The 21,960-nt window shown below is 68.5% G+C and carries 21 protein-coding genes; 11 read left to right on the top strand and 10 right to left on the bottom strand.

Features of this window, described 5'->3' with window-relative positions:
* Positions 1-284: 284 nt before the first annotated feature.
* The 5 genes from ACQ1RG_RS16955 to sdhC form a co-directional block, all read right to left on the bottom strand.
* A complete protein-coding gene (locus ACQ1RG_RS16955) occupies positions 285-1,499 on the bottom strand; it encodes a D-alanyl-D-alanine carboxypeptidase family protein (protein WP_009379494.1) in 1,215 nt (404 codons plus the stop codon).
* A 160-nt stretch (positions 1,500-1,659) separates the two neighbouring features.
* The gene (locus tag ACQ1RG_RS16950; protein WP_009379493.1) at positions 1,660-2,451 is read right to left on the bottom strand and encodes a succinate dehydrogenase iron-sulfur subunit; all 792 of its coding nucleotides are present in this window, start codon (positions 2,449-2,451) and stop codon (positions 1,660-1,662) included.
* Positions 2,451-4,211: a succinate dehydrogenase flavoprotein subunit gene (gene sdhA / locus ACQ1RG_RS16945; protein WP_009379491.1), complete on the bottom strand. Its 1,761-nt coding sequence runs from the start codon at positions 4,209-4,211 to the stop codon at positions 2,451-2,453. The genes ACQ1RG_RS16950 and sdhA overlap by 1 nt, the downstream gene beginning before the upstream one ends.
* A gap of 9 nt (positions 4,212-4,220) precedes the next feature.
* The gene (locus ACQ1RG_RS16940; protein ID WP_009379489.1) at positions 4,221-4,670 is read right to left on the bottom strand and encodes a succinate dehydrogenase hydrophobic membrane anchor subunit; all 450 of its coding nucleotides are present in this window, start codon (positions 4,668-4,670) and stop codon (positions 4,221-4,223) included.
* A 1-nt stretch (position 4,671) separates the two neighbouring features.
* Positions 4,672-5,049, bottom strand: a complete 378-nt coding sequence (sdhC, locus tag ACQ1RG_RS16935) for a succinate dehydrogenase, cytochrome b556 subunit (protein ID WP_009379486.1) — start codon at positions 5,047-5,049, stop codon at positions 4,672-4,674.
* 270 nt (positions 5,050-5,319) lie between these two features.
* Here sdhC and ACQ1RG_RS16930 point away from each other — a divergent pair, with 270 nt between their 5' ends.
* Positions 5,320-6,429: a mannose-1-phosphate guanylyltransferase gene (locus ACQ1RG_RS16930; RefSeq protein WP_167560068.1), complete on the top strand. Its 1,110-nt coding sequence runs from the start codon at positions 5,320-5,322 to the stop codon at positions 6,427-6,429.
* Between the two features lie 11 nt (positions 6,430-6,440).
* On the opposite strand, the gene ACQ1RG_RS16925 is transcribed toward ACQ1RG_RS16930, so the two are convergent.
* The gene (locus ACQ1RG_RS16925) at positions 6,441-7,649 is read right to left on the bottom strand and encodes a globin domain-containing protein (RefSeq protein ID WP_063249140.1); all 1,209 of its coding nucleotides are present in this window, start codon (positions 7,647-7,649) and stop codon (positions 6,441-6,443) included.
* Positions 7,650-7,836: 187 nt separating this feature from the next.
* Between ACQ1RG_RS16925 and ACQ1RG_RS16920 the strand changes: the two genes are divergently transcribed.
* The 5 genes from ACQ1RG_RS16920 to ACQ1RG_RS16900 all read left to right on the top strand — a co-directional run bounded on the left by ACQ1RG_RS16920 (position 7,837) and on the right by ACQ1RG_RS16900 (position 12,665).
* Entirely contained in the window at positions 7,837-8,475 is a 639-nt protein-coding gene (locus ACQ1RG_RS16920; protein WP_430600372.1) for a helix-turn-helix domain-containing protein, read from the top strand.
* A gap of 93 nt (positions 8,476-8,568) precedes the next feature.
* Positions 8,569-9,900, top strand: coding sequence for an amidohydrolase (locus ACQ1RG_RS16915; protein WP_223289953.1), 1,332 nt, complete (start codon positions 8,569-8,571; stop codon positions 9,898-9,900).
* 38 nt (positions 9,901-9,938) lie between these two features.
* Positions 9,939-11,087: a BMP family ABC transporter substrate-binding protein gene (locus ACQ1RG_RS16910; RefSeq protein ID WP_190247143.1), complete on the top strand. Its 1,149-nt coding sequence runs from the start codon at positions 9,939-9,941 to the stop codon at positions 11,085-11,087.
* A gap of 43 nt (positions 11,088-11,130) precedes the next feature.
* The gene (locus ACQ1RG_RS16905) at positions 11,131-12,237 is read left to right on the top strand and encodes an adenosine deaminase (RefSeq protein ID WP_009379474.1); all 1,107 of its coding nucleotides are present in this window, start codon (positions 11,131-11,133) and stop codon (positions 12,235-12,237) included.
* A 53-nt stretch (positions 12,238-12,290) separates the two neighbouring features.
* Positions 12,291-12,665: a hypothetical protein gene (locus ACQ1RG_RS16900; protein WP_223289954.1), complete on the top strand. Its 375-nt coding sequence runs from the start codon at positions 12,291-12,293 to the stop codon at positions 12,663-12,665.
* 12 nt (positions 12,666-12,677) lie between these two features.
* Here the strand turns inward: ACQ1RG_RS16900 and ACQ1RG_RS16895 are convergent, their stop codons facing one another.
* The 3 genes from ACQ1RG_RS16895 to ACQ1RG_RS16885 form a co-directional block, all read right to left on the bottom strand.
* Entirely contained in the window at positions 12,678-13,388 is a 711-nt protein-coding gene (locus tag ACQ1RG_RS16895; protein ID WP_144589035.1) for a hypothetical protein, read from the bottom strand.
* A 137-nt stretch (positions 13,389-13,525) separates the two neighbouring features.
* On the bottom strand, positions 13,526-14,248 hold the full coding sequence (locus ACQ1RG_RS16890) for a GNAT family N-acetyltransferase (RefSeq protein ID WP_144589033.1): 723 nt from the start codon (positions 14,246-14,248) through the stop codon (positions 13,526-13,528).
* Positions 14,249-14,251: 3 nt separating this feature from the next.
* Complete coding sequence (locus ACQ1RG_RS16885; RefSeq protein ID WP_009379468.1) at positions 14,252-14,746, bottom strand: MarR family winged helix-turn-helix transcriptional regulator; 495 nt, start codon at positions 14,744-14,746, stop codon at positions 14,252-14,254.
* 214 nt (positions 14,747-14,960) lie between these two features.
* Between ACQ1RG_RS16885 and sucC the strand changes: the two genes are divergently transcribed.
* The 4 genes from sucC (at position 14,961) to ACQ1RG_RS16865 (ending at position 20,126) form a co-directional block, all read left to right on the top strand.
* Positions 14,961-16,130, top strand: a complete 1,170-nt coding sequence (gene sucC, locus ACQ1RG_RS16880; RefSeq protein ID WP_009379467.1) for an ADP-forming succinate--CoA ligase subunit beta — start codon at positions 14,961-14,963, stop codon at positions 16,128-16,130.
* 18 nt (positions 16,131-16,148) lie between these two features.
* The gene (gene sucD, locus ACQ1RG_RS16875) at positions 16,149-17,051 is read left to right on the top strand and encodes a succinate--CoA ligase subunit alpha (RefSeq protein WP_144589031.1); all 903 of its coding nucleotides are present in this window, start codon (positions 16,149-16,151) and stop codon (positions 17,049-17,051) included.
* A 444-nt stretch (positions 17,052-17,495) separates the two neighbouring features.
* Positions 17,496-18,812, top strand: a complete 1,317-nt coding sequence (locus ACQ1RG_RS16870) for a collagen binding domain-containing protein (protein ID WP_101624894.1) — start codon at positions 17,496-17,498, stop codon at positions 18,810-18,812.
* A 153-nt stretch (positions 18,813-18,965) separates the two neighbouring features.
* Positions 18,966-20,126: a threonine aldolase family protein gene (locus ACQ1RG_RS16865; protein WP_231882172.1), complete on the top strand. Its 1,161-nt coding sequence runs from the start codon at positions 18,966-18,968 to the stop codon at positions 20,124-20,126.
* Positions 20,127-20,185: 59 nt separating this feature from the next.
* On the opposite strand, the gene ACQ1RG_RS16860 is transcribed toward ACQ1RG_RS16865, so the two are convergent.
* Positions 20,186-20,590: a universal stress protein gene (locus ACQ1RG_RS16860; RefSeq protein ID WP_009379462.1), complete on the bottom strand. Its 405-nt coding sequence runs from the start codon at positions 20,588-20,590 to the stop codon at positions 20,186-20,188.
* Positions 20,591-20,700: 110 nt separating this feature from the next.
* On the opposite strand from ACQ1RG_RS16860, the gene ACQ1RG_RS16855 reads away from it, so the two are divergent.
* Positions 20,701-21,960, top strand: coding sequence for a class I SAM-dependent methyltransferase (locus tag ACQ1RG_RS16855; RefSeq protein ID WP_063249136.1), 1,260 nt, complete (start codon positions 20,701-20,703; stop codon positions 21,958-21,960).

Raw genomic sequence — 21,960 nt, 5'->3', positions numbered from 1 at the left:
CGGTGCTCGGCGATGGGTGGTCGCCGGAAGACGGCAGGATTCCTGCAACGGTCGTCGTCGCATTCTCCTGCGGGGTTCACCGTGATGCGGGTCGATCCCGACGGTGACGGGACTGCACTGCGAAGAGACACGGTGTCCGTGGTGGTTCGTCTCGGTCGGCGGCCGTCATGATCGGCCTGCCGTCTCCGTCGTCGCCCGGCCGATGCATGCCAGGGCGGTCACGGACGCTTCGAGCGCAAGTGACCAGAGTAGACCCTCCAAGCGTCGGGAGTCAAAACGACGCCTCAGCTCAGCGTGCGATGCCGTTTCCGCAGACGCCCCCAGAGCAGGATCGCTGCGATGAGGAGGACGACACCCCCGCCGAGGAGGACGAACGGCAGCACCCCGCCCCACGGAACCGAGGTCTCATTCCCGGCTGCCTCGGCAGACGGCGCGGCATCGGCGTCGGCGGTCCCGCCGGCGTCGCTGCCGCTGCCCGAGGCCGTGGCCGTCGGACTCGGCGTCGCCGCCGGTCCGACCGGCACCGTGGCCAGCGTCTCCGGGTTCGTCTGTGCGAAGTCCCATTCGAGGAGGTCGACGGCGGCCTGCCGGGAGTTGTTCTCCGACCCGAGCAGCGCGGAGACGACCCGTCTGCCGTCGCGTTCGGCCACGGCGATGTAGGAGCCCTTCGCGGCCTTCGTGTACCCGTTCTTCAGCCCGAGGCCGCCCTCGACCTGACCGACGACCTTCGTGTGGTTCTGGATCTCGTAGCCCTTGAACTTCTCCTTCGTCTCCGGGTTCGTCCCACCCGGGAACTTATACGTCTGCGTGCCGATGATCTCCATCAGCCGCTCGTTCTCGGTCACCGCCCAGGCGAGCTTCATCATGTCGGAGACCGTCGTGTACTGGTCGGGGTCGTCGAGGCCGGTGGTGTTGGCCGCGCGCGTGTTCGTCATCCCCAGCGACTTCGCCTTCTCGTTCATCAGCGCCACGGCCTTCTCCTGCCCGCCGGCGGCCCGACCGAGCGCATTGGCCGCATCGTTGGCGCTCGACATGAGCATCGCGTGGAAGAGGGTGTCGACAGTGTACGAGTTCTTCTGCATGAGCCCGACCTTCGTCCCGTCGATCTCCATGTCCTCGAACGTCGCTTCGACCTTCTGCTCGGGGTCATTGAGGACGTCGACGAGCGCGAGCGCCGTGAGCAGCTTGATCGTCGACGCCGGCGCATGCCGGACATCGATGTTCTCGGCCACCTGCAGCTCCCCGGAGTCGAGGTCCCCGACGAGCCATGCGGTGCCGATCGGTGCCGGTGGCTTCGTTCCGTCGCCGAGGTCGGACCGCGTGACGTAGATCTTCTCCCCCTTCTCGGTCGGCTCGGGCTGAGCATGCGAGGTGCCGGGGGAGAGGACGAGCTGTGTGAGGACGAGGAACAGCGTGAGGATCGCGGCGGTGACGGCGCGCGGGCGCGAGGCGGCAAGGACACGCGGGGCGCAGCGAACGGTCGGAGAAGCAGAGCGCATGCCGACCAGTGTACGGATCCTCGGTGTCGCCGATCCTCAGGTTTCGCATCCCCGAAGCGACGGGGAAACCGACGAAGGCGGCCGTGCCTGTGCACGGCCGCCTCGGCGGGGGATCCGGTCGATCCCAGGGGGATCCGACCGATGCCGGATCAGCGCTGGATCAGAACGCGCGCTGGAGGATCGCCTGCTTCACCTCGGCGATGGCCTTGGTGATCTCGATGCCGCGCGGGCAGGCATCGGTGCAGTTGAACGTCGTGCGGCAACGCCACACGCCTTCCTTGTCGTTGAGGATCTCGAGGCGCATGTCGCCACCCTCGTCACGCGAGTCGAAGATGAAGCGGTGCGCGTTGACGATCGCGGCCGGACCGAAGTACTGGCCGTCGGTCCAGAACACGGGGCACGACGAGGTGCACGAAGCACAGAGGATGCACTTCGTCGTGTCGTCGAAGGCCTCGCGCTGCTCAGCAGACTGCAGGCGCTCGCGCGTGGGCTCATGACCGGAGGTGATGAGGAACGGCATGATCTCGCGGTACGACTGGAAGAAGGGCTCCATGTCGACGATGAGGTCCTTCTCGAGCGGAAGGCCCTTGATCGCCTCGACGGTGATGACCTTGTTCGTGTCGAGGTCCTTGAGCAGGGTCTTGCAGGCCAGGCGGTTGCGGCCGTTGATGCGCATGGCATCGGACCCGCACACGCCGTGGGCGCACGAGCGGCGGAAGGACAGCGAACCGTCGATCTCCCACTTGATCTTGTGCAGGGCATCGAGCACACGGTCGGTGCCGTACATCGTGACCTTGTACTCCTCCCAGTGCGGTGCTTCGTCCGTCTCGGGATCGAAGCGGGCGATGCGGAAGGTGCAGTCGAAGGACGGGATCTCTCCCTGGTCTCCGCTCACATGCGAGGGGAGGTCGACCTTCGACGCCGGCTCCGGGGTGGTGGTTTCGGTGCTCATCAGTACTTACGCTCCATCGGCTGGTAACGGGTGACGACGACGGGCTTGGTCTCCAGGCGCATGCCCGGGATCCCTTCGGCCTCCGATTCCGGATCGAGGTACGTCATGGTGTGGTGCATGAAGTTCTCGTCGTCACGGTTCGGGAAGTCCTCGCGGAAGTGACCGCCGCGGGACTCCTTGCGGTGGATCGCTGCCACCGTGATGACCTCGGCGAGTTCGAGCAGGAAGCCGAGCTCGACGGCTTCGAGCAGGTCGAGGTTGTAGCGCTTGCCGCGGTCCTGGATGCCGACGTTGTCGTAGCGGGCACGGAGCTTCTCGATCTCCGCGAGCGCCTCGCGCAGCGTCTCGTCGGTGCGGAACACCTGGACGTTGGCGTCCATGATCTCCTGCAGGTCCTTGCGGATCGCGCCGATGCGCTCGGGTCCGTCGGAGGTCCGCAGGCGCTCGAGCACGGCGACCGTGTCGGCCTGAGGGTCCTCGGGCAGTTCGACCATGTCGGCGCCCTTGGCGTATTCGGCGGCGGCGATGCCCGCACGCTTGCCGAAGACGTTGATGTCGAGCAGGGAGTTCGTGCCCAGGCGGTTCGAGCCGTGGACGGACACGCACGCGCACTCGCCGGCGGCGAAGAGGCCGGGGATGACGGTGTCGTTGTCGGCGAGCACCTCGGAGGCGATGTTCGTCGGAATGCCGCCCATCGCGTAGTGCGCGGTCGGGAAGACCGGCACCGGCTCCGTGTAGGGCTCGACACCGAGGTAGGTGCGGGCGAACTCGGTGATGTCGGGCAGCTTCTCGTCGATGTGCGAGGGCTCGAGGTGGGTGAGGTCGAGGAGGACGTAGTCCTTGTTCGGACCGGCGCCGCGGCCTTCGCGGACCTCGTTGGCCATCGACCGGGCGACGATGTCACGCGGAGCGAGGTCCTTGATCGTCGGGGCGTAGCGCTCCATGAAGCGCTCACCCTCGGAGTTGCGCAGGATCGCACCCTCACCGCGGGCGGCCTCGGACAGGAGGATGCCGAGACCGGCGAGACCTGTCGGGTGGAACTGGAAGAACTCCATGTCCTCGAGCGGGATGCCGCGGTTGTAGGTCACGGCCATGCCGTCGCCGGTGAGCGTGTGGGCGTTCGAGGTGGTCTTGAAGACCTTGCCGACGCCGCCGGTGGCGAAGACGACGGACTTGGCCTGGAAGACGTGGATCTCACCGGTCGCGAGTTCGTAGGCGACGACGCCGGCGGGACGACGGACTCCGTCGACCTCGGTCATGACGAGGTCGAGGACGTAGAACTCGTTGTAGAACTCCACCCCGTGCTTGACGCAGTTCTGGTAGAGGGTCTGGAGGATCATGTGGCCGGTGCGGTCGGCGGCGTAGCAGGACCGGCGCACCGGTGCCTTGCCGTGGTCACGGGTGTGACCGCCGAAGCGGCGCTGGTCGATCTTGCCCTCGGGGGTGCGGTTGAACGGCAGCCCCATCTTCTCGAGATCGAGGACGGCGTCGATGGCCTCCTTTGCCATCACCTCGGCGGCATCCTGGTCGACGAGGTAGTCACCGCCCTTGACGGTGTCGAAGGTGTGCCACTCCCAGTTGTCCTCCTCCACGTTCGCCAGGGCCGCGCACATACCGCCCTGGGCGGCGCCGGTGTGGGAACGGGTGGGGTAGAGCTTGGTCAGGACCGCGGTGCGGGCCCGCTGACCCGACTCGATGGCGGCGCGCATGCCAGCGCCACCGGCGCCGACGATGACGACGTCGTAGTGATGTACCTGCATGTTTCTCCTTTAGGCCTGGCAGAACGACGCGAGCAGCGCGGGGTCGGCTCCGGCAGGGCAGGGATCGAAGGTGAAGATGACGAGCGTGCCGAGCACGAGGATGACCGCCGAGGCGATGTAGAGGATGAGCTGGAGGCTCATCCGGGTGCCGGGCTTCTCGGCGTAGTCCATGATGATCGTGCGCAGGCCGTTCGTGCCGTGCAGCATCGCCAGCCAGAGCATGAGGAGGTCCCAGATCTGCCAGAACGGGCTCGCCCACTTGCCGGCGACGAAGCCGAAGTCGATCTGCTGGACGCCTTCGCCGGCCCAGAGGTTGACGAAGAGGTGCCCGAAGATGAGGATGACGAGCACGATGCCCGACAGACGCATGAAGAGCCACGCGAACATCTCGAACTTCGAGCGCGTGGACTTGTGGCGGGAGTAACCGGTGCGGGGCGCCGGAATCGATGTTGTGCTCATATCAGCCTCCGAACGTGTGCATCAGCTGGCGGGGCACGAACGCGACCATGACGATGAGCCAGAGGATCATGACCCCCCAGAACAGCTTCTTCTGGTTCTTCGGTCCGCCCTTGGAGAAGTCGATGAGGATGACGCGCAGGCCGTTGAACGCATGGAAGGCGATCGCGGCGACGAGGGCGATCTCCCCGAAGGCCATGATCGGCGTCTTGTACGTCCCGATGACGGCGTTGTACGCCTCGGGGGAAACGCGAACGAGTGCTGTGTCGAGCACGTGGACCAGCAGGAAGAAGAAGATTCCGACGCCTGTGACGCGATGCGCGACCCAGGACCACATTCCTTCTCCACCGCGGTACAGAGTGCTCGTTGACGCTTGGGCCACGGAGCATCCTCCATCTTGGATGAATCGACGATGTACAACATGAAACTACGCCCAACGCCCCGCAGTTGCCAGTCGGTCCGCCGCTGAGCGGGATGGATCACACCCAGACCCTGGCAGTTCCCTCACAGCGACTGATTCCGCGTGCTGGGACGGCGATTTACCACATATTCATGTGCGGTAATTCGCGGCCCGGTGCGCTCGGGATCTCCTCACCCCGACACGGCGGAGAACTTCGCAGAGGCGGTGCCCGGACTCTGAGACACTGAGGGGGTGAACACGCACTTCCACGCCATCATCCCCGCGGGCGGATCCGGAACCCGGCTCTGGCCGCTCTCCCGCAAGGCATCCCCGAAGTTCCTCCACGACGTGCTCGGCACCGGACGCAGCCTTCTCCAGTCGACGTGGGATCGGGTCGCCCCGCTCGTCGGCGATGACAACGTCTGGGTCGTCACCGGTGAGAGCCACCTCGACCAGGTCGCCGAGCAGCTGCCCGAACTGTGCCCGAGCCGCATCGTCGCCGAGCCTTCGCCGAAGGACTCCGCCGCGGCCATCGGACTGGCGACCCTCCTCATCGCGAAGACCGACCCCGAGGCGATCGTCGGCTCGTTCTCCGCCGACCACTCGATCACGAACGTCGACGAATTCCGTTCCGTCATCGAACAGGCCTGCGCAGCCGCGGAGACCGGTGACATCGTCACCGTCGGCATCATGCCCCGGAACCCCGCGACCGCCTACGGCTACATCAAGACCGGCAGTCTGCTCGGCCTCCCCGGCGCTCCCACCGCCCGCCGGGCGCTCGCGTTCGCGGAGAAGCCGGCCGCGAGCACGGCCCGCCGCTACGTCGACTCCGGCCGCTACCGCTGGAACGCCGGAATGTTCATCGCCAAGGCCTCGGCCTTCCTCGAGATCCTCCGGACGGAGGACCCGACCCTCTTCGAGGGCCTGTCGCAGATCGCCGAGGCGTGGGACACGGAATCCCGTGACGCCGTGCTCGCCGAGGTGTGGCCGGGCCTGGAGAAGCGCGCGATCGACTACGTCGTCGCCGAACCCGCCGCCGAGGCCGGTCGCGTCATCGTCATCCCCGGCGACTTCGGCTGGGACGACGTCGGCGACTTCGACTCCGTCGCCCGGCTGCGTCAGCCCGTGCCCGGCGAACCGCGCGGGGTCATCTCGATCGGCGGGTCCTGCGACCTCCTCGAAGTCGACGCCTCGGGCGTCGTCTTCTCCGAGCAGCCGCGCACCGTCGCCATCGTCGGACTCGAGGACCTCGTCGTCGTCGACACCGAGGACGTCCTCCTCATCACCTCCCGCTCACATGCCCAGGACGTCAAGAAGGCGGTGTCCCTGGCCGGCGAGCGCGGCCTCGACGACCTGCTCTGAGCCTCACCGCCTCACTGCGGGCTCTGCGCCCAGAGGTCGGGTCCGAAGACCTCGTAGTGGATGCGCTCGGCCGGCACGCCCTTGTCGATGAGCGCGAGCCTCGTCGCCTGCATGAACGGCAGGGGACCGCACATGAATACCTCTGCCTCGGCGGGCACGGCGATGCCGCTGAGGTCCATGAAGCCGCTGCGCGCGGGGTGGAGGGTCGGAGCCTCGGTCGCGCCCTCCTCGTACCAGTTGAGCGCCTGCGCATCGGTCATCGCGAGGATCTGCCGGCGCAATCCGGCGTAGAGCGCGTGATGGGCGTGTGAGCGGTCCGCGTGGTAGAGGCGCACCGTGCGGTCGGGCTGGCGCCGCGAGAGGTCCTCCATGATCGCGGCGATCGGGGTGATCCCGATGCCCGCGGAGACGAGGACGAGCGGAGCGTCGGACTCGCCGAGGACGACGTCGCCGGCCGGCTGCGAGAGCTTGAGGACGGTGCCCGGCTCGGCATTGTCGAACAGCCAGCCCGAGACGACACCATCCGGTGCCCCGCCGACGCCGCGGACCCGCTTGATCGTCACCCGCAGCGAGTCCCCACGGGGACCCGAGGAGATCGTGTACTGCCGCGGCTGGGTCGAACCGTCGGGGAGCTCGACGAGAATCGCGACGTACTGACCGGTGCGGTGGCTCGGCACCTCGCCGGAGACGGGGGCGAGCAGGAGGGAGAAGACCTCGTCGGATTCGTCGAAGCGCTCGACGACCCGGTAGTCGCGCCACGGGTGCTCGGGATCCGTGCCGCCCTGCGCGTAGAGCCTCGCCTCCTCGGCGATGAGGGCAGTGGCGAAGAGCCAGTACACCTCGTCCCACGCGGCGGCGACCTCGTCGGTGACGGCATCGCCGAGCACGGTCTTCACCGCGCCGAGCAGGTACTTGCCGACGACGAGGTACTCCGAGGCCCTGATCCCGAGCGAGACGTGCTTGTGGGCGATCCGATTGAGCACCGGGGTGAAGTCGGGGGCGTCGGGGTCGATGAGCTGGACGGCGAAGGCGACGACCGAGGCCGCGAGGGCCTTCGGCTGCTCGCCGACGGCCTGATTGGCGGTGTTGAAGATGTTGAGAAGCTCGGGGTGGGCCTCGAACATCGAGGGGTAGAACACCGAGGTGATCTCGTCGGCGTGTGCGGCGACGACGCCGGCCGTGGCCGCCACGATCTCGTGTGACTGCGGGCTGAGCTGCATGGGGATCCTTCGTCAGGGGGCGGTTCGTTGGCTCCAGGGTGGCAGCGGGGCGCGCAGCATGCTCGGGCTTCGACCGTGTTTATTCGGCCGTGACCGTCCGTTCGGCGCTGTGACCACAGCCGTTGTCCCACTTTTCTACGCGGCGTAGAATAGTGGTGCGTTCGACGCCGACGAACAGGATGCCGCCATGCCGCGCAGGACCACCGACTACAGAGGACTCACCGAGCCCAACCGGGTGCGCCTCCTCGGCGCCGTCCAGGAGCACCCCGACCGCTCCCTCAAGGAGCTCGCCGAGGCGGTGGGCCTCCACGTCAACACCGTCCGCGACCACCTCGGCGTCCTCATCGCCGAAGGCCTCGTCAGCTCCCGGCCCCGGCCCTGCGGCACCCGCGGCAGACCCCCGTCCGTCTACCGGGCCGTCGACGATGCGCAGATGAACCCGGCGGCGCGGAAGCGCATCGATGAGGCCCGCCGCCTCGGTCCGGTGCTGCGGCGGATCGGCATGTCGTGCCGGCCGCAGCGGGTGCGCGACCTCGGCGAGGACGCGGGAGACCAGTTCGAGACCCTTTTCGAGCACCTCGACGACTCCGGACTCGAGCCCGTCGCCGACGAGACCGAGCTGCGCGTCTCGCTCGCCGCGTGCCCGCACCTCCAGCTCGACGGTGACGAGCGGACCATGGCGTGTGCCGTCCATGCGCGGCTGCTCCGCGACATCCTCGCCCAGGTCCCCGGACCGCTGACGATCGACGAGGTCGAACCGTTCCTCACCCCGGACTCCTGCGAACTCCGCCTCCTCGCCGCCCGCTCGAGCGCGCAGACCGCCTGAGGGGCGCGGCTGGGGAGGGAACGAAGTCACCGAACGTGTCGAATTTGGTCACGAGGGGTCCAAACCCGCGCGCCAGTGTCTAGCATGGCCTCAATGTCACTCAACCCCGATCCCAGCACAGCGATCCACGACGGAGAGCCTCCCAGCGTCGCAGGCACCCGGTCGCGCGCGAATGCCGCTGGCTCCCAGCAGCGCGTCACCGCCGACGCGACGGCTGCCGCCGACGGCGCCGCGGCGGCGACTCCCGCGAGCGTCATCGCCTCCACGATCGCGGAAATCGGCCCCGAGCTCATCGACTTCCGCCGCGACATCCACTCGCATCCGGAGCTCTCCTTCCGGGAGTCCGCGACGACGGACAAGCTCGTCGCCCGCCTCGAGGCCGCGGGGCTGACCCCGGTCCGCCTCGAGGGAACAGGGCTGATCTGCGACATCGGTGAGGGACCCATCGCGCTCGCCCTGCGCGCCGACATCGACGCCCTGCCCATCGACGACCTCATCGCCGAGGAGTTCGCCTCGACCGTGCCCGGGGTCGCCCATGCGTGCGGACACGACGTCCACCTCACCGGCCTCCTCGGCGCCGGCATCGCCCTGCAGCGGGCCCACGAGAGCACTCCGGGCGGCCTCGGGGGACGGGTGCGCCTGATCTTCCAGCCGGGCGAGGAGGTCACTCCGGGCGGGGCGCTGCGCGTTATCTCCCAGGGCGTCCTCGACGACGTCCCCGAGATCTACGCCGTCCACTGCGACCCCAACGTCGACGTCGGCCGGATCGGTTCGCGCATTGGTGCGATCACCGCCGCCGGCGACACCGTCCTCATCCGGCTCACCGGCCATGGCGGCCACACCTCGCGGCCCCACCTCACCGAGGACCTCGTCTACGCGCTCGGCAAACTCGCCACCGACCTGCCCTCGACGCTCGGTCGTCTCATCGACCCCCGTCACGCGATCTCGCTCGTCTGGGGTGAGATCAGCGCCGGCCACGCCGCCAACGTCGTCCCCTCCGAGGGAGTGCTGCGCGGAACCCTGCGGTGCCTCGACGTCGACGGCTGGAACCAGGTCGCCGAGGTGCTGCCCGACCTCGTCGAGCGCATCGCCGGCCCGTACGGGGTCAAGGTCGAACTCGACCACCGCCGCGGCGTCCCCCCGGTCGTCAACACCGAGGACCAGGTCGCGCTCATCGAAGCGGCCGTGCGGGCCGAACTCGGAGAGCACTCCGTGCAGCTGACCCCGCAGTCGATGGGCGGGGAGGACTTCGCGTGGTACCTCACGCACGTTCCCGGGGCGCTCGTGCGCATGGGCACACGCACGCCCGGGGGCACCACCTACGACCTCCATCAGGGCGACCTCCTTATCGACGAGGACAGCGTCGCGATCGCCGCGCGCATCGTCACGGCCACCGCGCTCAGGGTCCTCGACTCGAAGCGGTGAGGCGGGCGGCACTCAGGCCCGCCCGATAACCTGGAGCGATGAGAACGAACCTCGCGACCCGGGCCGCCGGTGCCGGCCTCGGCGTGCTCAGCCTCCTCGGGGTGAGCGCGTGTGCGGTGTCGACGCCCGAGGCGGTCGCGGACCCGACGACCGGATGCATGATCTCGGCCCCCGCCGGCTTCGACGACCACTCCGCCGGAGCCATCACCCTCGCCGAGATCGAGCTCGCGCGGGCCGCGGGACTCTTCACCGCGACCTCGAGTCAGCGGGTCTCGAACTCCTCCGCCACCTCGGCGGCGCTGCAGCGGACGACGGGGGAGGCGTGCACGCTCACGACCGTCGTCGGACCCGGCGGCGCGAGCGAACTCGCCGACTTCGCCCGAGGCAACCCCGACGGCCTCTTCCTCGGCATCGCCAGCGGGCACGAGGACTTCCCCGACAATGTGCTCAGCCTCGACTTCGACCTCGTGCCGCCGGCGTTCATCGCCGGCTACATCGCGGCCACGGCGAGCGAATCGGGTGAGGTCTCCGCGTTCGTCTCCCGCGGATTCCCGCAGGCCGAGCAGATCCTCACCGCCTTCGACGCCGGTGTGGCCCTCTACAACAAGGAGTCCGGCGACGAGGTCGAGGACGTCACCTCGTACCGGGAGTCGCGGATCGCCGGACGCACCGTCGACGACACCGACGGCGGCGGCCGCGACTTCTTCGAGTCCGCGCGCAGAGCCGACGCCGATGTCGTCGTGCCCTTCGGCTCGGCCGCGGCGATGGGGGTGCTCGCCGCCGTCACCGAGGAGCGCACCGCCGCGGCCACTGCCACCCCCGACCCCGAGGGCGAGGGTGAGGAGCCGGTGCTGCCGAAGATCATCTGGTACGGCGCCTCGGGCGACTTCAGCGACGCGATCATCGCGACGATCGAACCGAACATCCGCCGCGGGCTGCGGACGATGTTCCCCGAATGGCCGCAGAGCAAGAATCCCGACGAGGTCGTCGAACCCGGTCCCGAGGACCCCGCCGAGATCAACGGCATCCTCGTCACCGAGCACGAGTACAAGGGGACGATCGACAACGGCGGAGTCGGCATCTCCGCCGAGGACGGGTTCCTCAGCCGCGTCTCCGACGCCGGGCGCAGCATCGCGGATCTGCGCGAGCGGATCAAGAGCGGGGACATCGACCCGACCGCGGGGTAGCGTTCCCATGCTCCTCCCGGCCGGCAGCCGATAGACTTGCCCCGTGCATAGAACTCCCGCCGGCGTCGCCCACGACGACCCGATCCTCCAGCTGCCCAAGGTCTCCCTCCACGACCACCTCGACGGTGGTCTGCGACCGGAGACGATGATCGAACTCGCCGAGGCGGTCGGCCATGAGCTGCCCGCCACGGATCCCGAGGCGCTGGCCCAGTGGTTCGCGGAGTCCGCGAACTCCGGTGACCTCGTCCGCTACCTCGAGACCTTCGCCCACACCACCGCGGTGATGCAGACCCGTGAGGGCCTGATCCGCGTCGCCAAGGAGTGGGTGCTCGATCAGGTCGCCGACGGAGTCTTCTACGCCGAAGCCCGGTGGGCACCCGAACAGCACCTCGCCGGCGGCCTCGACCTCGACGACGTCGTCGACGCCGTCCAGGAGGGCCTCGACGCCGGTGTCGCCGAGGCGTCGGCCGACGGCCGGTTCATCCGCGTCGGTCAGATCATCACTGCGATGCGCCAGGCCGACAACTCGATGGCGATCGCCGAACTCGCCATCCGCCACCGGGAGAAGGGCGCGGACTCCGGCGTCGTCGGCTTCGACATCGCCGGCCCCGAGAAGGGCTTCCCGCCGTCGGCCCACCTCTCGGCCTTCAACGCCCTCCACCAGGCCTATGTGCCGGTGACGATCCACGCCGGTGAGGCCGCCGGGAAGGAGTCCATCCACGAAGCGGTCACGGTCTGCCACACCCAGCGCATCGGCCACGGCGCGCGGATCGTCGAGGACATGGACATCGTCGACGGTGAGGGCCAGCTCGGCAGCCTCGCCGCATGGGTGCTCGACCAGCAGATCCCCCTCGAACTCTGCCCGAGCTCGAACCTCCAGACCGACATCGGCGGCACCATCGCCTCCCACCCGATCACCGGGCTGAAAGACCTCGGGTTCGCTGTGACGATCAACCCGGACAACCGCCTCATGTCGGGCACGTCCGTGACCCGCGAGATGCGCCTGCTCGTCGACGAGGCGGGCTGGACTCAGACCGACCTTGAGTGGGCGACCGTCAACGCGATCACCGCGGCCTTCCTCCCCCTCGACGTGCGCGAGCGCATGCTCGACGAGATCCTCATCCCCGGATTCGCCCGGGTGACCGTGTGAGGCCGGCGGACGCAGGCGGGGCGCCCGGGTCTCCGGATCCGGACGGTCACGGTGTGCCCACCCCGCGGGCGATGCTCCTCGTCGTCATCGTCCTCGGTCTGCAGGCGCTCGTGCTCATCGGCACCGCGATCTCGTTCGTCGTCACCGCGCTGGGCGCCGGGGCGCTCGCGAGCTCACTCATCGGCCTCGCGGTGATGTTCCTCATCTTCGCCGCCGGGCTCCTGGCCGCGGCGCGGGGATCGTGGCGGCTGCATCGGTGGGCGCGGCCCGCGGCGATCGCCTTCGAGCTCCTCGTCATCGTCTTCGGCATCAGCGTCATCGGCGGATCACTGTGGCTCGGCCTCGGATGCCTCATCACCGCGATCGCCGTCATCGTCGGCTACTTCACCCCGCCGGTCGTCGACGCCTACAACCGGGCGCTCGCGTAGCCGAGGTCGACGTCACTGACCCAGGTAGGCTCCGCATGCCTCGGTGAGGTAGTCGCCGGCGACGCCGCCCTCTTCACCGAGGCTCCGCGCGGTCATCTGGATGCCCCACCACACCTGCGGGGATGCACCCCACTGCTGGCGGAACTCCTCGCGCTTCGACGGATCCGCGGAGAGGTCGTCGGCGGCCAGGGAGATCCGGTCCTGGGCGTCGTCGGCCGTGCACCGGGCCTCGTCGTCGGGTCCCTGCGGATCGAGTTCGGGGATGTCGTCGGAGTTCACGGTCGTGAGTGTGTACGCGGACTCGCCGATCTCCTCGACGTCGAAGAGGCCGTGGATGAGGACGAACGGGGCCTTGTCCGTGGTCACGTTGCCCGCATCGAGGGTGACGCTGACGCTGTTGGGGCTGTCGGGGGTGACGGTGACCTCGCCGGAGTCGGGGAGGTCGGGGTTGGCCGTGTGGACCCACGTCTTGAGGTAGGCCGGCTTCTTCTCTGCGGCGGCCTGCGCGAGGCCCTGCCACAGCGGGTCGGACTCCTTCGCTCCGCCGGGGGAGGAGTCGACGACGGAGATCTCCGGCGCATCGTCTGGCGTGGCGATCGGAGTGACCTCCTCGGGACTGACCGAGGGGCGCGGCTGGGGCCGCGTCTCCGTCGAGGTCGGCACGCAGGCGCTCGTGGTGAGGACGGCGGCAGCGGTCAGGAGGGCAAGGGAGCGAAGGCGCATGGTTCCTCGAACGTCGGAGTCGTGTCGGACATCAGCTCCAGCCTATGCCGACGGGCCGTCCGGGCCCGGCGGGACGCGCCGATCTCAGCGCCCTGTGGGCTCTCTGTGTCCTGTGTCGACCCGGCGTCTGTCGGTGCTCAGCGTCCCCGGAGTTCGCGCAGACTGCGCTTCTGCACTCCGGCCTCGTCGAAGTTCGCCGGATCGAGCCATGCGGCGAACCCCTTCCGCAGCTGCGGCCATTCGGAGTCGAGGATCGAGAACCATGCGGTGTCCCGGTTGCGCCCCTTGACGACCATGTGCTGGCGGAAGACCCCTTCGGGAGTGAAGCCGAAGCGCTCCGCCGCCCGTTTCGAGGGGACGTTGGCGTCGTTGCACTTCCATTCGAAGCGGCGATATCCGGAAGTGAAGACCGCGTCGGCGAAGAGGAAGAACGCCTCGGTCGCCCCGCGGGTGCGCGCGAGGTCGGGACCCCAGAGGATGTTGCCGATCTCGATGACCCCGTTGGCCGGATCGACGCGCATGAGCGCCTGGCGTCCCACCGCGCGCCCGGTGGCGCGGTCGACGACGGCGAAGAAGAGGAGATCGGGCGAGGCCGCGACCGTGGTCAGCCAGTCGGTGAACTCACCGCGATCGGTCGGTGGGACCTCGGGCAGATAGGCGAAGCGCTCCTCGGCTCCCTCGGCAATCGAGGCAACGAAGAGGTCATCGCCGTGGCGAGCGGGGTCGAGAGGTTCGAGATCGACGATGGTGCCGTGGATCGTCTCCCGCCGAGGCGGCGCCACCCCGGTCCAGTCGCGCAGGGACCCAGCGGCCACCTCGGCGGGGTGGAGCACCTCGGCGGGATCTGTCGAGTCGGTCATCGTTCAGTCCTCGTCGCCGTCGAAGCCGGTGGAGAGCTCGCGCAGGAGTGCGGCGAGCTTGCGCCGTCCCGCGGGGGTGAGGCCGGCGAGGATGTCGCGCTCCTTGACGAGGAGGTCGGCGAGTGCCGAGTCGACGGTCGCGCGTCCGGTCTCGGTCAGGCGCACGAGCACCCCGCGGCGATCGGCAGGATCGGGGAGGCGTTCGACCCAGCCGGCGGTGACGAGGCGGTCGATGCGGTTCGTCATCGTCCCCGAGGTCACGAGCGTCTCCTGGAGGAGCGTGGAGGGGGAGAGCTGGTAGGGCTCGCCGGAGCGGCGCAGGGCGGAGAGCACGTCGAAGGCCCAGCCCTCGATGCCGTACTCGGCGAAGCTCGACTTCCGTGCCCGGTCGAGCTGACGGGAGAGCCGAGTCACCCGGGAGAGGATCTCCATGGGGGAGACATCGAGGTCAGGACGCTCGTGTCGCCACGCAGCGACGATCCTGTCGACCTCATCCATGATCCGATTTTACGTCCAGATCAAGAATCTTGACGACCAAGATTCTTTTTCGCGAGACATTCCTTACGTACCGGGCCTGCGAATTTGGTTGCTCGAGTGCGGTTGGGAATAAAGTGGTCTGTGGTTGTTGCATCCGTCAACGCTCTTGCGGGGCCAAAAGACCCCGCACGAATGCTGGGTGAGAACGCCCTGCAGACGAAACGAAGGAAGACACGTGGATCTTTTCGAGTATCAAGCACGTGACCTGTTCGAGAAGCACGGGGTGCCCGTGCTCAAGGCTCAGGTCGCCACGACACCAGAAGAAGCGAAGAAGGCAGCCGAAGACCTGGGCGGCGGCGTGGTCGTCGTCAAGTCGCAGGTGAAGATCGGCGGCCGCGGCAAGGCCGGCGGCGTCAAGGTCGCGAAGAATCCTGACGAGGCGGAAGCGCGTGCCAAGGAGATCCTCGGTCTCGACATCAAGGGACACATCACGAAGAAGGTGATGATCGCCGAAGGTGCGGACATCGCCGAAGAATACTACTTCTCCGTCCTCCTCGACCGCTCCAACCGCACCTACCTCGCGATGTGCTCGAAGGAAGGCGGCATGGAGATCGAGCAGCTCGCGGTCGAGCGCCCCGAAGCGCTCGCGAAGATCCCCGTCAACGCGATCGACGGGATCGACGAGGCCAAGGCCAGGGAGATCGCCGAGGCTGCCGGCTTCGATGCCGAGACCGCTGCGAAGGTCGCCCCCGTGCTCGTGTCCCTGTGGACCGTCTTCGAGAAGGAGGACGCCACCCTCGTCGAGGTCAACCCGCTGGTCAAGACCGGTGCCGGTGACATCATCGCCCTCGACGGCAAGGTCTCGCTCGACGAGAACGCCGACTTCCGCCACCCCGACCACGAAGAGCTGCGCGACATCGACGCCGAGGACCCCCTCGAGCTCAAGGCCAAGGAACTCGACCTCAACTACGTCAAGCTCGACGGCGAGGTCGGAATCATCGGCAACGGTGCGGGCCTCGTGATGTCGACCCTCGACGTCGTCGCCTACGCAGGCGAGAAGCACGACAACGTCAAGCCGGCGAACTTCCTCGACATCGGCGGCGGCGCCTCGGCGGAGGTCATGGCCAACGGACTCGACGTCATCCTCGGCGATGACCAGGTCAAGGCTGTCTTCGTCAACGTCTTCGGCGGCATTACCGCCTGCGACGAGGTCGCCCGCGGCATCGTCAAGGCCCTCGAGATCCTCGGCGACCAGGCGACCAAGCCCCTCGTCGTCCGCCTCGACGGCAACAACGTCGAAGAGGGACGGGCGATCCTCGCCGAGGCCGCTCACCCGCTCGTCACCCAGGTCGACACCATGGACGGTGGAGCCGACAAGGCCGCCGAACTGGCTGCTGCGAAGTAAGGAAAGGTCTCCATACCCATGTCAATCTTCCTGAATTCCGATTCGAAGATCATCGTCCAGGGCATCACCGGCGGCGAGGGCACCAAGCACACCGCGCGCATGCTCGCGGCCGGCTCGAACGTCGTCGGCGGCGTCAACGCCCGCAAGGCCGGCACCACTGTCAAGCACGTCGACAAGAACGGCGATGACATCGAGCTTCCCGTCTTCGCGACCGTCGCCGAGGCGATGGAGGCCACCGGTGCCGACGTGTCCGTCGCCTTCGTCCCGCCCGCGTTCTCGAAGGACGCGGCGATCGAGGCGATCGACGCCGGCATCGGCCTGCTCGTCATCATCACCGAGGGCATCCCGGTCCAGGATTCGGCCGAGGTCTGGGCGCGTGCCCAGGCGGCCGGCAACAAGACCCGGATCATCGGCCCCAACTGCCCGGGCATCATCTCGCCCGAGCAGTCGCTGGCCGGCATCATCCCCGCGAACATCACGAAGAAGGGCAAGCTCGGGCTCGTCTCGAAGTCGGGCACGCTCACCTACCAGATGATGTACGAACTCCGTGACCTCGGCTTCTCGACTGCGATCGGCATCGGCGGTGACCCGGTCATCGGCACCACGCACATCGACGCCCTCGAGGCGTTCGAGGCCGACCCGGAGACCGAGGCGATCGTCATGATCGGCGAGATCGGCGGAGACGCCGAGGAGCGGGCCGCCGCCTACATCAAGGAGAACGTGTCGAAGCCGGTCGTCGGCTACGTCGCAGGCTTCACCGCTCCCGAGGGCAAGACCATGGGCCACGCCGGCGCCATCGTCTCCGGCTCCTCGGGCACCGCCCAGGCGAAGAAGGAGGCCCTCGAGGCCGCCGGCGTCAAGGTCGGCAAGACCCCGACCGAGACCGCCGAACTCATGCGTGAGCTCCTCGCCGGCAAGTGAGCCGCTGACACCCGGCCGCTGAGACCGGGTCGCCGCGGTCAGCACTGCGAAGCCCGCCTCCGATCATCGGAGGCGGGCTTCGTGCCGTCTGCACTCGCCTCAGCCCCTTCATCCCGCACCCGCAGCGCCACGTCATCCCCGGAGCGTCACGTCATCCCCGGAGCGTCACATCATCCCGGCAGTTCTCCACCCCGCACCCGCAGCGCTGAAAACACCCGGTGCACGGGTAGTTCTTGGTGCTCCAAGTGCGGAATCCGCAGCTGCACACCCTCATCACCGCCGGCAGCACCCCTCATCTCTGAGAGCCGACTGGGCAGAATTCGTGTGCAAGTTGTGATCATCGTGTCCAACTTGTAATGTTTCGCTTTGAGTCCCCACTCAGCACCGATCTCCGGTCCCCTCCCGGATAGTCGACGGTGCTGTCCAACATACAAAGGAATCCCCATGACGCACGTACTTCCACGCGTCGGGGCGGCCATCCTCGCGATGTTCGCCCTGCTCGCAACGGTACTGGTCGCAATCCCCGCGAATGCTGCGCCGCCGTACCAGACCAACGCCTCGATCGACTCCCTCGAATTCCAGCAGGACGAGATCAAGAGCGGCTCCGTAGCCCGCATCGACGGCACCTGGAGTCTCCCCGACAACCCGACGACGCCCGCGGGCTTCGTCGTCGACCTGCCTGCCGAACTGCAGGGCCGTGTCGACGCGTTCGACCTCCTCGATCCCGAGGGCGTCGCAATGGGCGAGTGCACCGTGACCGAGACGCAGATCTTCTGCGACTTCGACTCGCAGTACCTCGCCGACAACCCGCTCAACCTCAAGGGCACGTTCTACTTCTGGGTCTCCGTGCAGACGGAGACGACCGAGACCAAGGAAGTCACCTACGACTTCGGTGAGGTCTCCGACACCGTCACCGTCACTCCGCCCGACGGACCCTGCGAGGGCGAATGCGAGTGGAAGGGCCAGGACTCCTACAAGTGGGGCAGCTACGACCGCGAGAACGACATCATCCAGTGGCACGTCAACATCGCCTCGCCCGCCGGCGGGATGAAGGGCGACCAGAAGGTCACGGTGACCGACCTCGGCGGGGAGAACATCGAACTCATCCCCGGTGAGACCCGTCTGGCCGGCACGAACCAGTTCAACGAGAACGGGCAGCCGGTGGGCTGGGGGCCGAAGCCCGAGGACTTCTACACCGTCTCCGAGGACGGCTCGACCGTGAGCTTCACCTCGGAAGAGGGCTGGGTCTACGCCGTCATCTACCGCACGACGGTCACCGACGGCGGCAAGGCCGGAACCTACACGAACTCGGCGAAGTTCGAGATCGAGGGCGAAGAGACCGTGATCAAGAAGGGCGAGGTCGTCCGCCAGGGCGGCGGCGGCACCGGCGACGGTGACGAGGGCTCCACCCCGACCCCGACCGACACCCCGACCGACACCCCGACTGAGACTCCGACTGAGACCCCGACCGAGACGCCCACGGGATCGCCGACTCCGACGGACAGCCCGGCCCCGACGGACACTCCGACGGACAGCCCGGCCCCGACGGACACTCCGACGGACAGCCCGGCCCCGACCGAGACCCCGACCGCCCCGGCTCCGTCGCCGTCCGAGACGCCGACGGCCCCGGGCCCCGGCGGTGACCTGCCGCGCACCGGTGTCGAGACCATCGGCACCCTCGCTGCCGGCGCGGCGCTGCTGGCCGCCGGTGCCGTGACGCTCATGCTCGTCCGTCGCCGGAAGATCAGCGAGGAGAGCTGAGACCGCGATTGACGGCTGAGACCGTCTGAGCCGGAAGGGGGGAGTGATCGTCGATCGCTCCCCCTTCCGCCATTCACCGCTCACTCGCCGAGGCGGGATGTCGGTCCGCGGCCCCGCCTGCACGGCGGTGGGGCAGGGCGATACGCTGAGCAGGTGAACGACGAGACTCGCAACGACGCCCCCTCACCCGCCGACCAGGTCCTCGACCCCTCGGCCGAACCCGCCACGCCCGAGCAGCCGCACCTTGCCGACCGCGTGAGCACGGATCCCGTCGACCACCCCCGCAACTTCGGTTCGGACAACTGGGCAGGCGCGCATCCCGAGGTCATCCAGGCGCTCATCGACGCCAATGTCGGGCACACCCCCGGCTACGGCGGGGATCCCTGGACCGCGCACTTCCACGGCGTCATGGAAGGACACTTCGGGGCGCGGGCGCAGGCGTTCCCCGTCTTCAACGGCACCGGCGCCAACGTCCTTGCCCTCCAGTCGGCCCTGCCCCGCTGGGCCGCGGTCATCACGGCCGCGAGCGCCCACATCAACTACGACGAGACCGGCGCACCGGAGAAGGTCGGCGGGCTCAAGATCGTCGCCGTCCCGACCGCCGACGGCAAGCTCACCCCGGAGTCGATCGCCTCTGCGATGGTCGGCCGCGGCAGCGAGCACAATGCGCAGCCGCTGGCCGTGAGCATCTCCCAGTCGACGGAATGGGGGACGACCTACCGGCCCGAGGAGATCCGCGCGATCGCCGACCACGCCCACGCGAACGGGATGATCCTCCACGTCGACGGCTCCCGCCTCGGCAATGCCGCCGCCTTCCTCGGCACCGACCTCGCCACCCTGACCACGGACGTCGGCGTCGACATCCTCAGCCTCGGCGGGACGAAGAACGGCCTCCTCGGCGCTGAGGCCGTCGTCGTCCTCAACCCCGAGATCGGGCAGGGGATGCGCTTCCTGCGGAAGATGAACCTCCAACTGTCGTCGAAGATGCGCTTCCTCTCCGCGCAGCTCAACGCCCTCTACGACGGGGACCTGTGGCGGAGGTCGGCGGACCACGCCAACGCGATGGCGCGGTACCTCGAGACCAGGCTCGCCGAGGTGGCCGCCTCCGGCCGTGTCCCCGGGCTCGACCTCGTCCAGCCCGTCGAGGCCAACGTCGTCTTCGTCCGCATGCCCGCCGAGGTGGCCGCCCGGGCCCGACAGCGCTTCGCGTTCGCCGACTGGCCGCTCGAGCGGGACATCGTCCGCCTCATGTGCGCCTTCGACACGACGACCGACGATGTCGACGCCCTCATCGCCGCCATCGCGGGGGAGTGAGCGTCACCGCACGGACGCGGTCGATGCCGATCGGTCGGCGTCTGCGGCGGTGAGAGCCGTCAGCGGGAGCGATCGGCCTTGACGGAGACGACGGGGACCTCGGCTTCGAGGATGATCCGCTGCGCGGTCGAACCCATGATGAGCTTGCCGACGGGGGAGCGGCGACGGGAACCGATGACGATCATGCGGGTGTCGTCGGTCGCCTCGGCGAGGGCCAGGAGCTCCTCGACGGGGTCGTTGCCGCGGAGGAACTGGAGGATCTCGTGGGAGACCTCGGAGTTCAGCAGGGTCTGCTTGAGTTCATCCATGTCGGCGTTCGTCGCGACTCCGTGCTCGTCGGGCGTCTCCCCGATGCCGGCGTTGAGGACGATGAGGGTGTCGTCGAAGGCGCGAGCCTGCTCGATGCCGAATGCGACCGCGGCCTTGCCTTCGGGCGAGGGGGAATAGCCGACGAGAATGGTCATGGTCTCTCCTGGTGCGTCGGGGGATGAGGCTCCCTCAATTAGTAGCACATCTCACGCCGGGCCCGGTCGCCGACAGGTGCGCACGAGCGGGCGCGCATTAGACTGAGCGGATGCCCGCCTCCCTCCTCGCCTCCGACTCTGCGGCCCTGCGCACCCGCGACGACCTGCTCGCCCGGATGCCGTGGCCCGCCGACGCCCCGGGGCTCGCCCAGGCGCGGCTGCTCGCCGACTATGTGATCGGGCGTCGCACCGGTGAACTCGACGTCTCCGGACGGTCGAGCGAGGGGACGTTCACCGCCCCGAGCGCTGCCCCCGACGAGGTCATCCTCGTCGACGACCCACTCGGCCTCCAGACCCGCGTGCTCTCCGAGCTCACCGCCGTGCGCACGTACAACGACCGCCTCGACGAGGCACGGAACGTCGCCGCGGAAGCCCCGGGTGCCGAGCCCGTCGCCGACCTCGCCGACGTACAGCGCACCGAGAGCGGGGACGTGCCCGGCGAGACCTGGGCGGTCGTCGATGCGCCGAAGGCGACACATGCCCTCGCCGAGGCGATCACCGTCCTCCACCCGCTCGTCACGACACTCATCGTCATCGGCCGCAGCGACGTGATGAGCCGGGCGGTGAACAAGGAGCTCGCCCGCGCCTTCGGTCGCGTCGACGTCTCACCGGGAGTGGGGAAGAACCGTCTGATCATCGGCAGCCGCCCCCTGACCTCCCCCTCGCTCACCCGTTTCCCGCGCACCGGGGTCATCGACACGCCCGCGACCGGACCGCTCACGGTCAGCGCCCACGGCGCGTGCTTCTCCGGGACGAAAGCCGACGAAGGGTCATCGCTCCTGCTCACCGCCCTCGCCGAGGCGTCCGCTTCCCCGGATGCAGTCCCCGCGCTCGCCCGTCCGGCCTCCGTCCTCGACCTCGGAGCGGGCAACGGCTGGCTGCTCACAGCGGCGATAGCCGTGACGGGAGCGGACACGGGAGTCGGCGTCGACGTCTCGAAGGCGGCGGTCGCCTCGGCGAGGGAGACGGCGGAGGCCAACGGAACGGCCGTCGACATCATCCTCGCCGATGCGAGCGGTGCCGATGCCGGCGATACCGACAGCGGCGGTACCGACGACCCGCTCGGGGGAGCGTACGACCTCATCCTTCTCAACCCGCCGTTCCACCACGGCACAGCGATCGAGACGGACACGGCGGCGGGGATGATGCGCACGGCTGCAGCCCACCTGACCCCCGGCGGCCGCGTGCTCACCGTCTTCAACTCCCACCTGCGCTACCGGGATCGGCTCGAGGACCTCATCGGTCCGAGCGTGCAGCTCGCCCGGACGGCCAAGTTCACGGTCGTCGAGAGCCGCCTGCCCGGAGAGTGA

This window comes from Brevibacterium sp. K72, assembly GCF_050562175.1.
In the GTDB taxonomy this organism is placed as follows: Bacteria; Actinomycetota; Actinomycetes; order Actinomycetales; family Brevibacteriaceae; genus Brevibacterium; species Brevibacterium casei.
This window is presented reverse-complemented; position numbering and strand designations above follow the sequence as displayed.

Excerpts from the sequence above, each read along its gene's own strand:
- ACQ1RG_RS16890 (WP_144589033.1), bottom strand. The coding sequence starts at position 14,248 with ATGACCGACTCGACAGATCCCGCCGAGGTGCTCCACCCCGCCGAGGTG.
- ACQ1RG_RS16915 (WP_223289953.1), top strand. The coding sequence starts at position 8,569 with ATGTCACTCAACCCCGATCCCAGCACAGCGATCCACGACGGAGAGCCT.
- ACQ1RG_RS16895 (WP_144589035.1), bottom strand. The coding sequence starts at position 13,388 with ATGCGCCTTCGCTCCCTTGCCCTCCTGACCGCTGCCGCCGTCCTCACC.
- ACQ1RG_RS16920 (WP_430600372.1), top strand. The coding sequence starts at position 7,837 with ATGCCGCGCAGGACCACCGACTACAGAGGACTCACCGAGCCCAACCGG.
- ACQ1RG_RS16910 (WP_190247143.1), top strand. The coding sequence starts at position 9,939 with ATGAGAACGAACCTCGCGACCCGGGCCGCCGGTGCCGGCCTCGGCGTG.
- ACQ1RG_RS16870 (WP_101624894.1), top strand. The coding sequence starts at position 17,496 with ATGACGCACGTACTTCCACGCGTCGGGGCGGCCATCCTCGCGATGTTC.
- ACQ1RG_RS16855 (WP_063249136.1), top strand. The coding sequence starts at position 20,701 with ATGCCCGCCTCCCTCCTCGCCTCCGACTCTGCGGCCCTGCGCACCCGC.
- ACQ1RG_RS16940 (WP_009379489.1), bottom strand. The coding sequence starts at position 4,670 with ATGAGCACAACATCGATTCCGGCGCCCCGCACCGGTTACTCCCGCCAC.
- ACQ1RG_RS16860 (WP_009379462.1), bottom strand. The coding sequence starts at position 20,590 with ATGACCATTCTCGTCGGCTATTCCCCCTCGCCCGAAGGCAAGGCCGCG.
- sucD (WP_144589031.1), top strand. The coding sequence starts at position 16,149 with ATGTCAATCTTCCTGAATTCCGATTCGAAGATCATCGTCCAGGGCATC.
- ACQ1RG_RS16885 (WP_009379468.1), bottom strand. The coding sequence starts at position 14,746 with ATGGATGAGGTCGACAGGATCGTCGCTGCGTGGCGACACGAGCGTCCT.
- ACQ1RG_RS16955 (WP_009379494.1), bottom strand. The coding sequence starts at position 1,499 with ATGCGCTCTGCTTCTCCGACCGTTCGCTGCGCCCCGCGTGTCCTTGCC.
- ACQ1RG_RS16950 (WP_009379493.1), bottom strand. The coding sequence starts at position 2,451 with ATGAGCACCGAAACCACCACCCCGGAGCCGGCGTCGAAGGTCGACCTC.
- ACQ1RG_RS16925 (WP_063249140.1), bottom strand. The coding sequence starts at position 7,649 with ATGCAGCTCAGCCCGCAGTCACACGAGATCGTGGCGGCCACGGCCGGC.
- sdhA (WP_009379491.1), bottom strand. The coding sequence starts at position 4,211 with ATGCAGGTACATCACTACGACGTCGTCATCGTCGGCGCCGGTGGCGCT.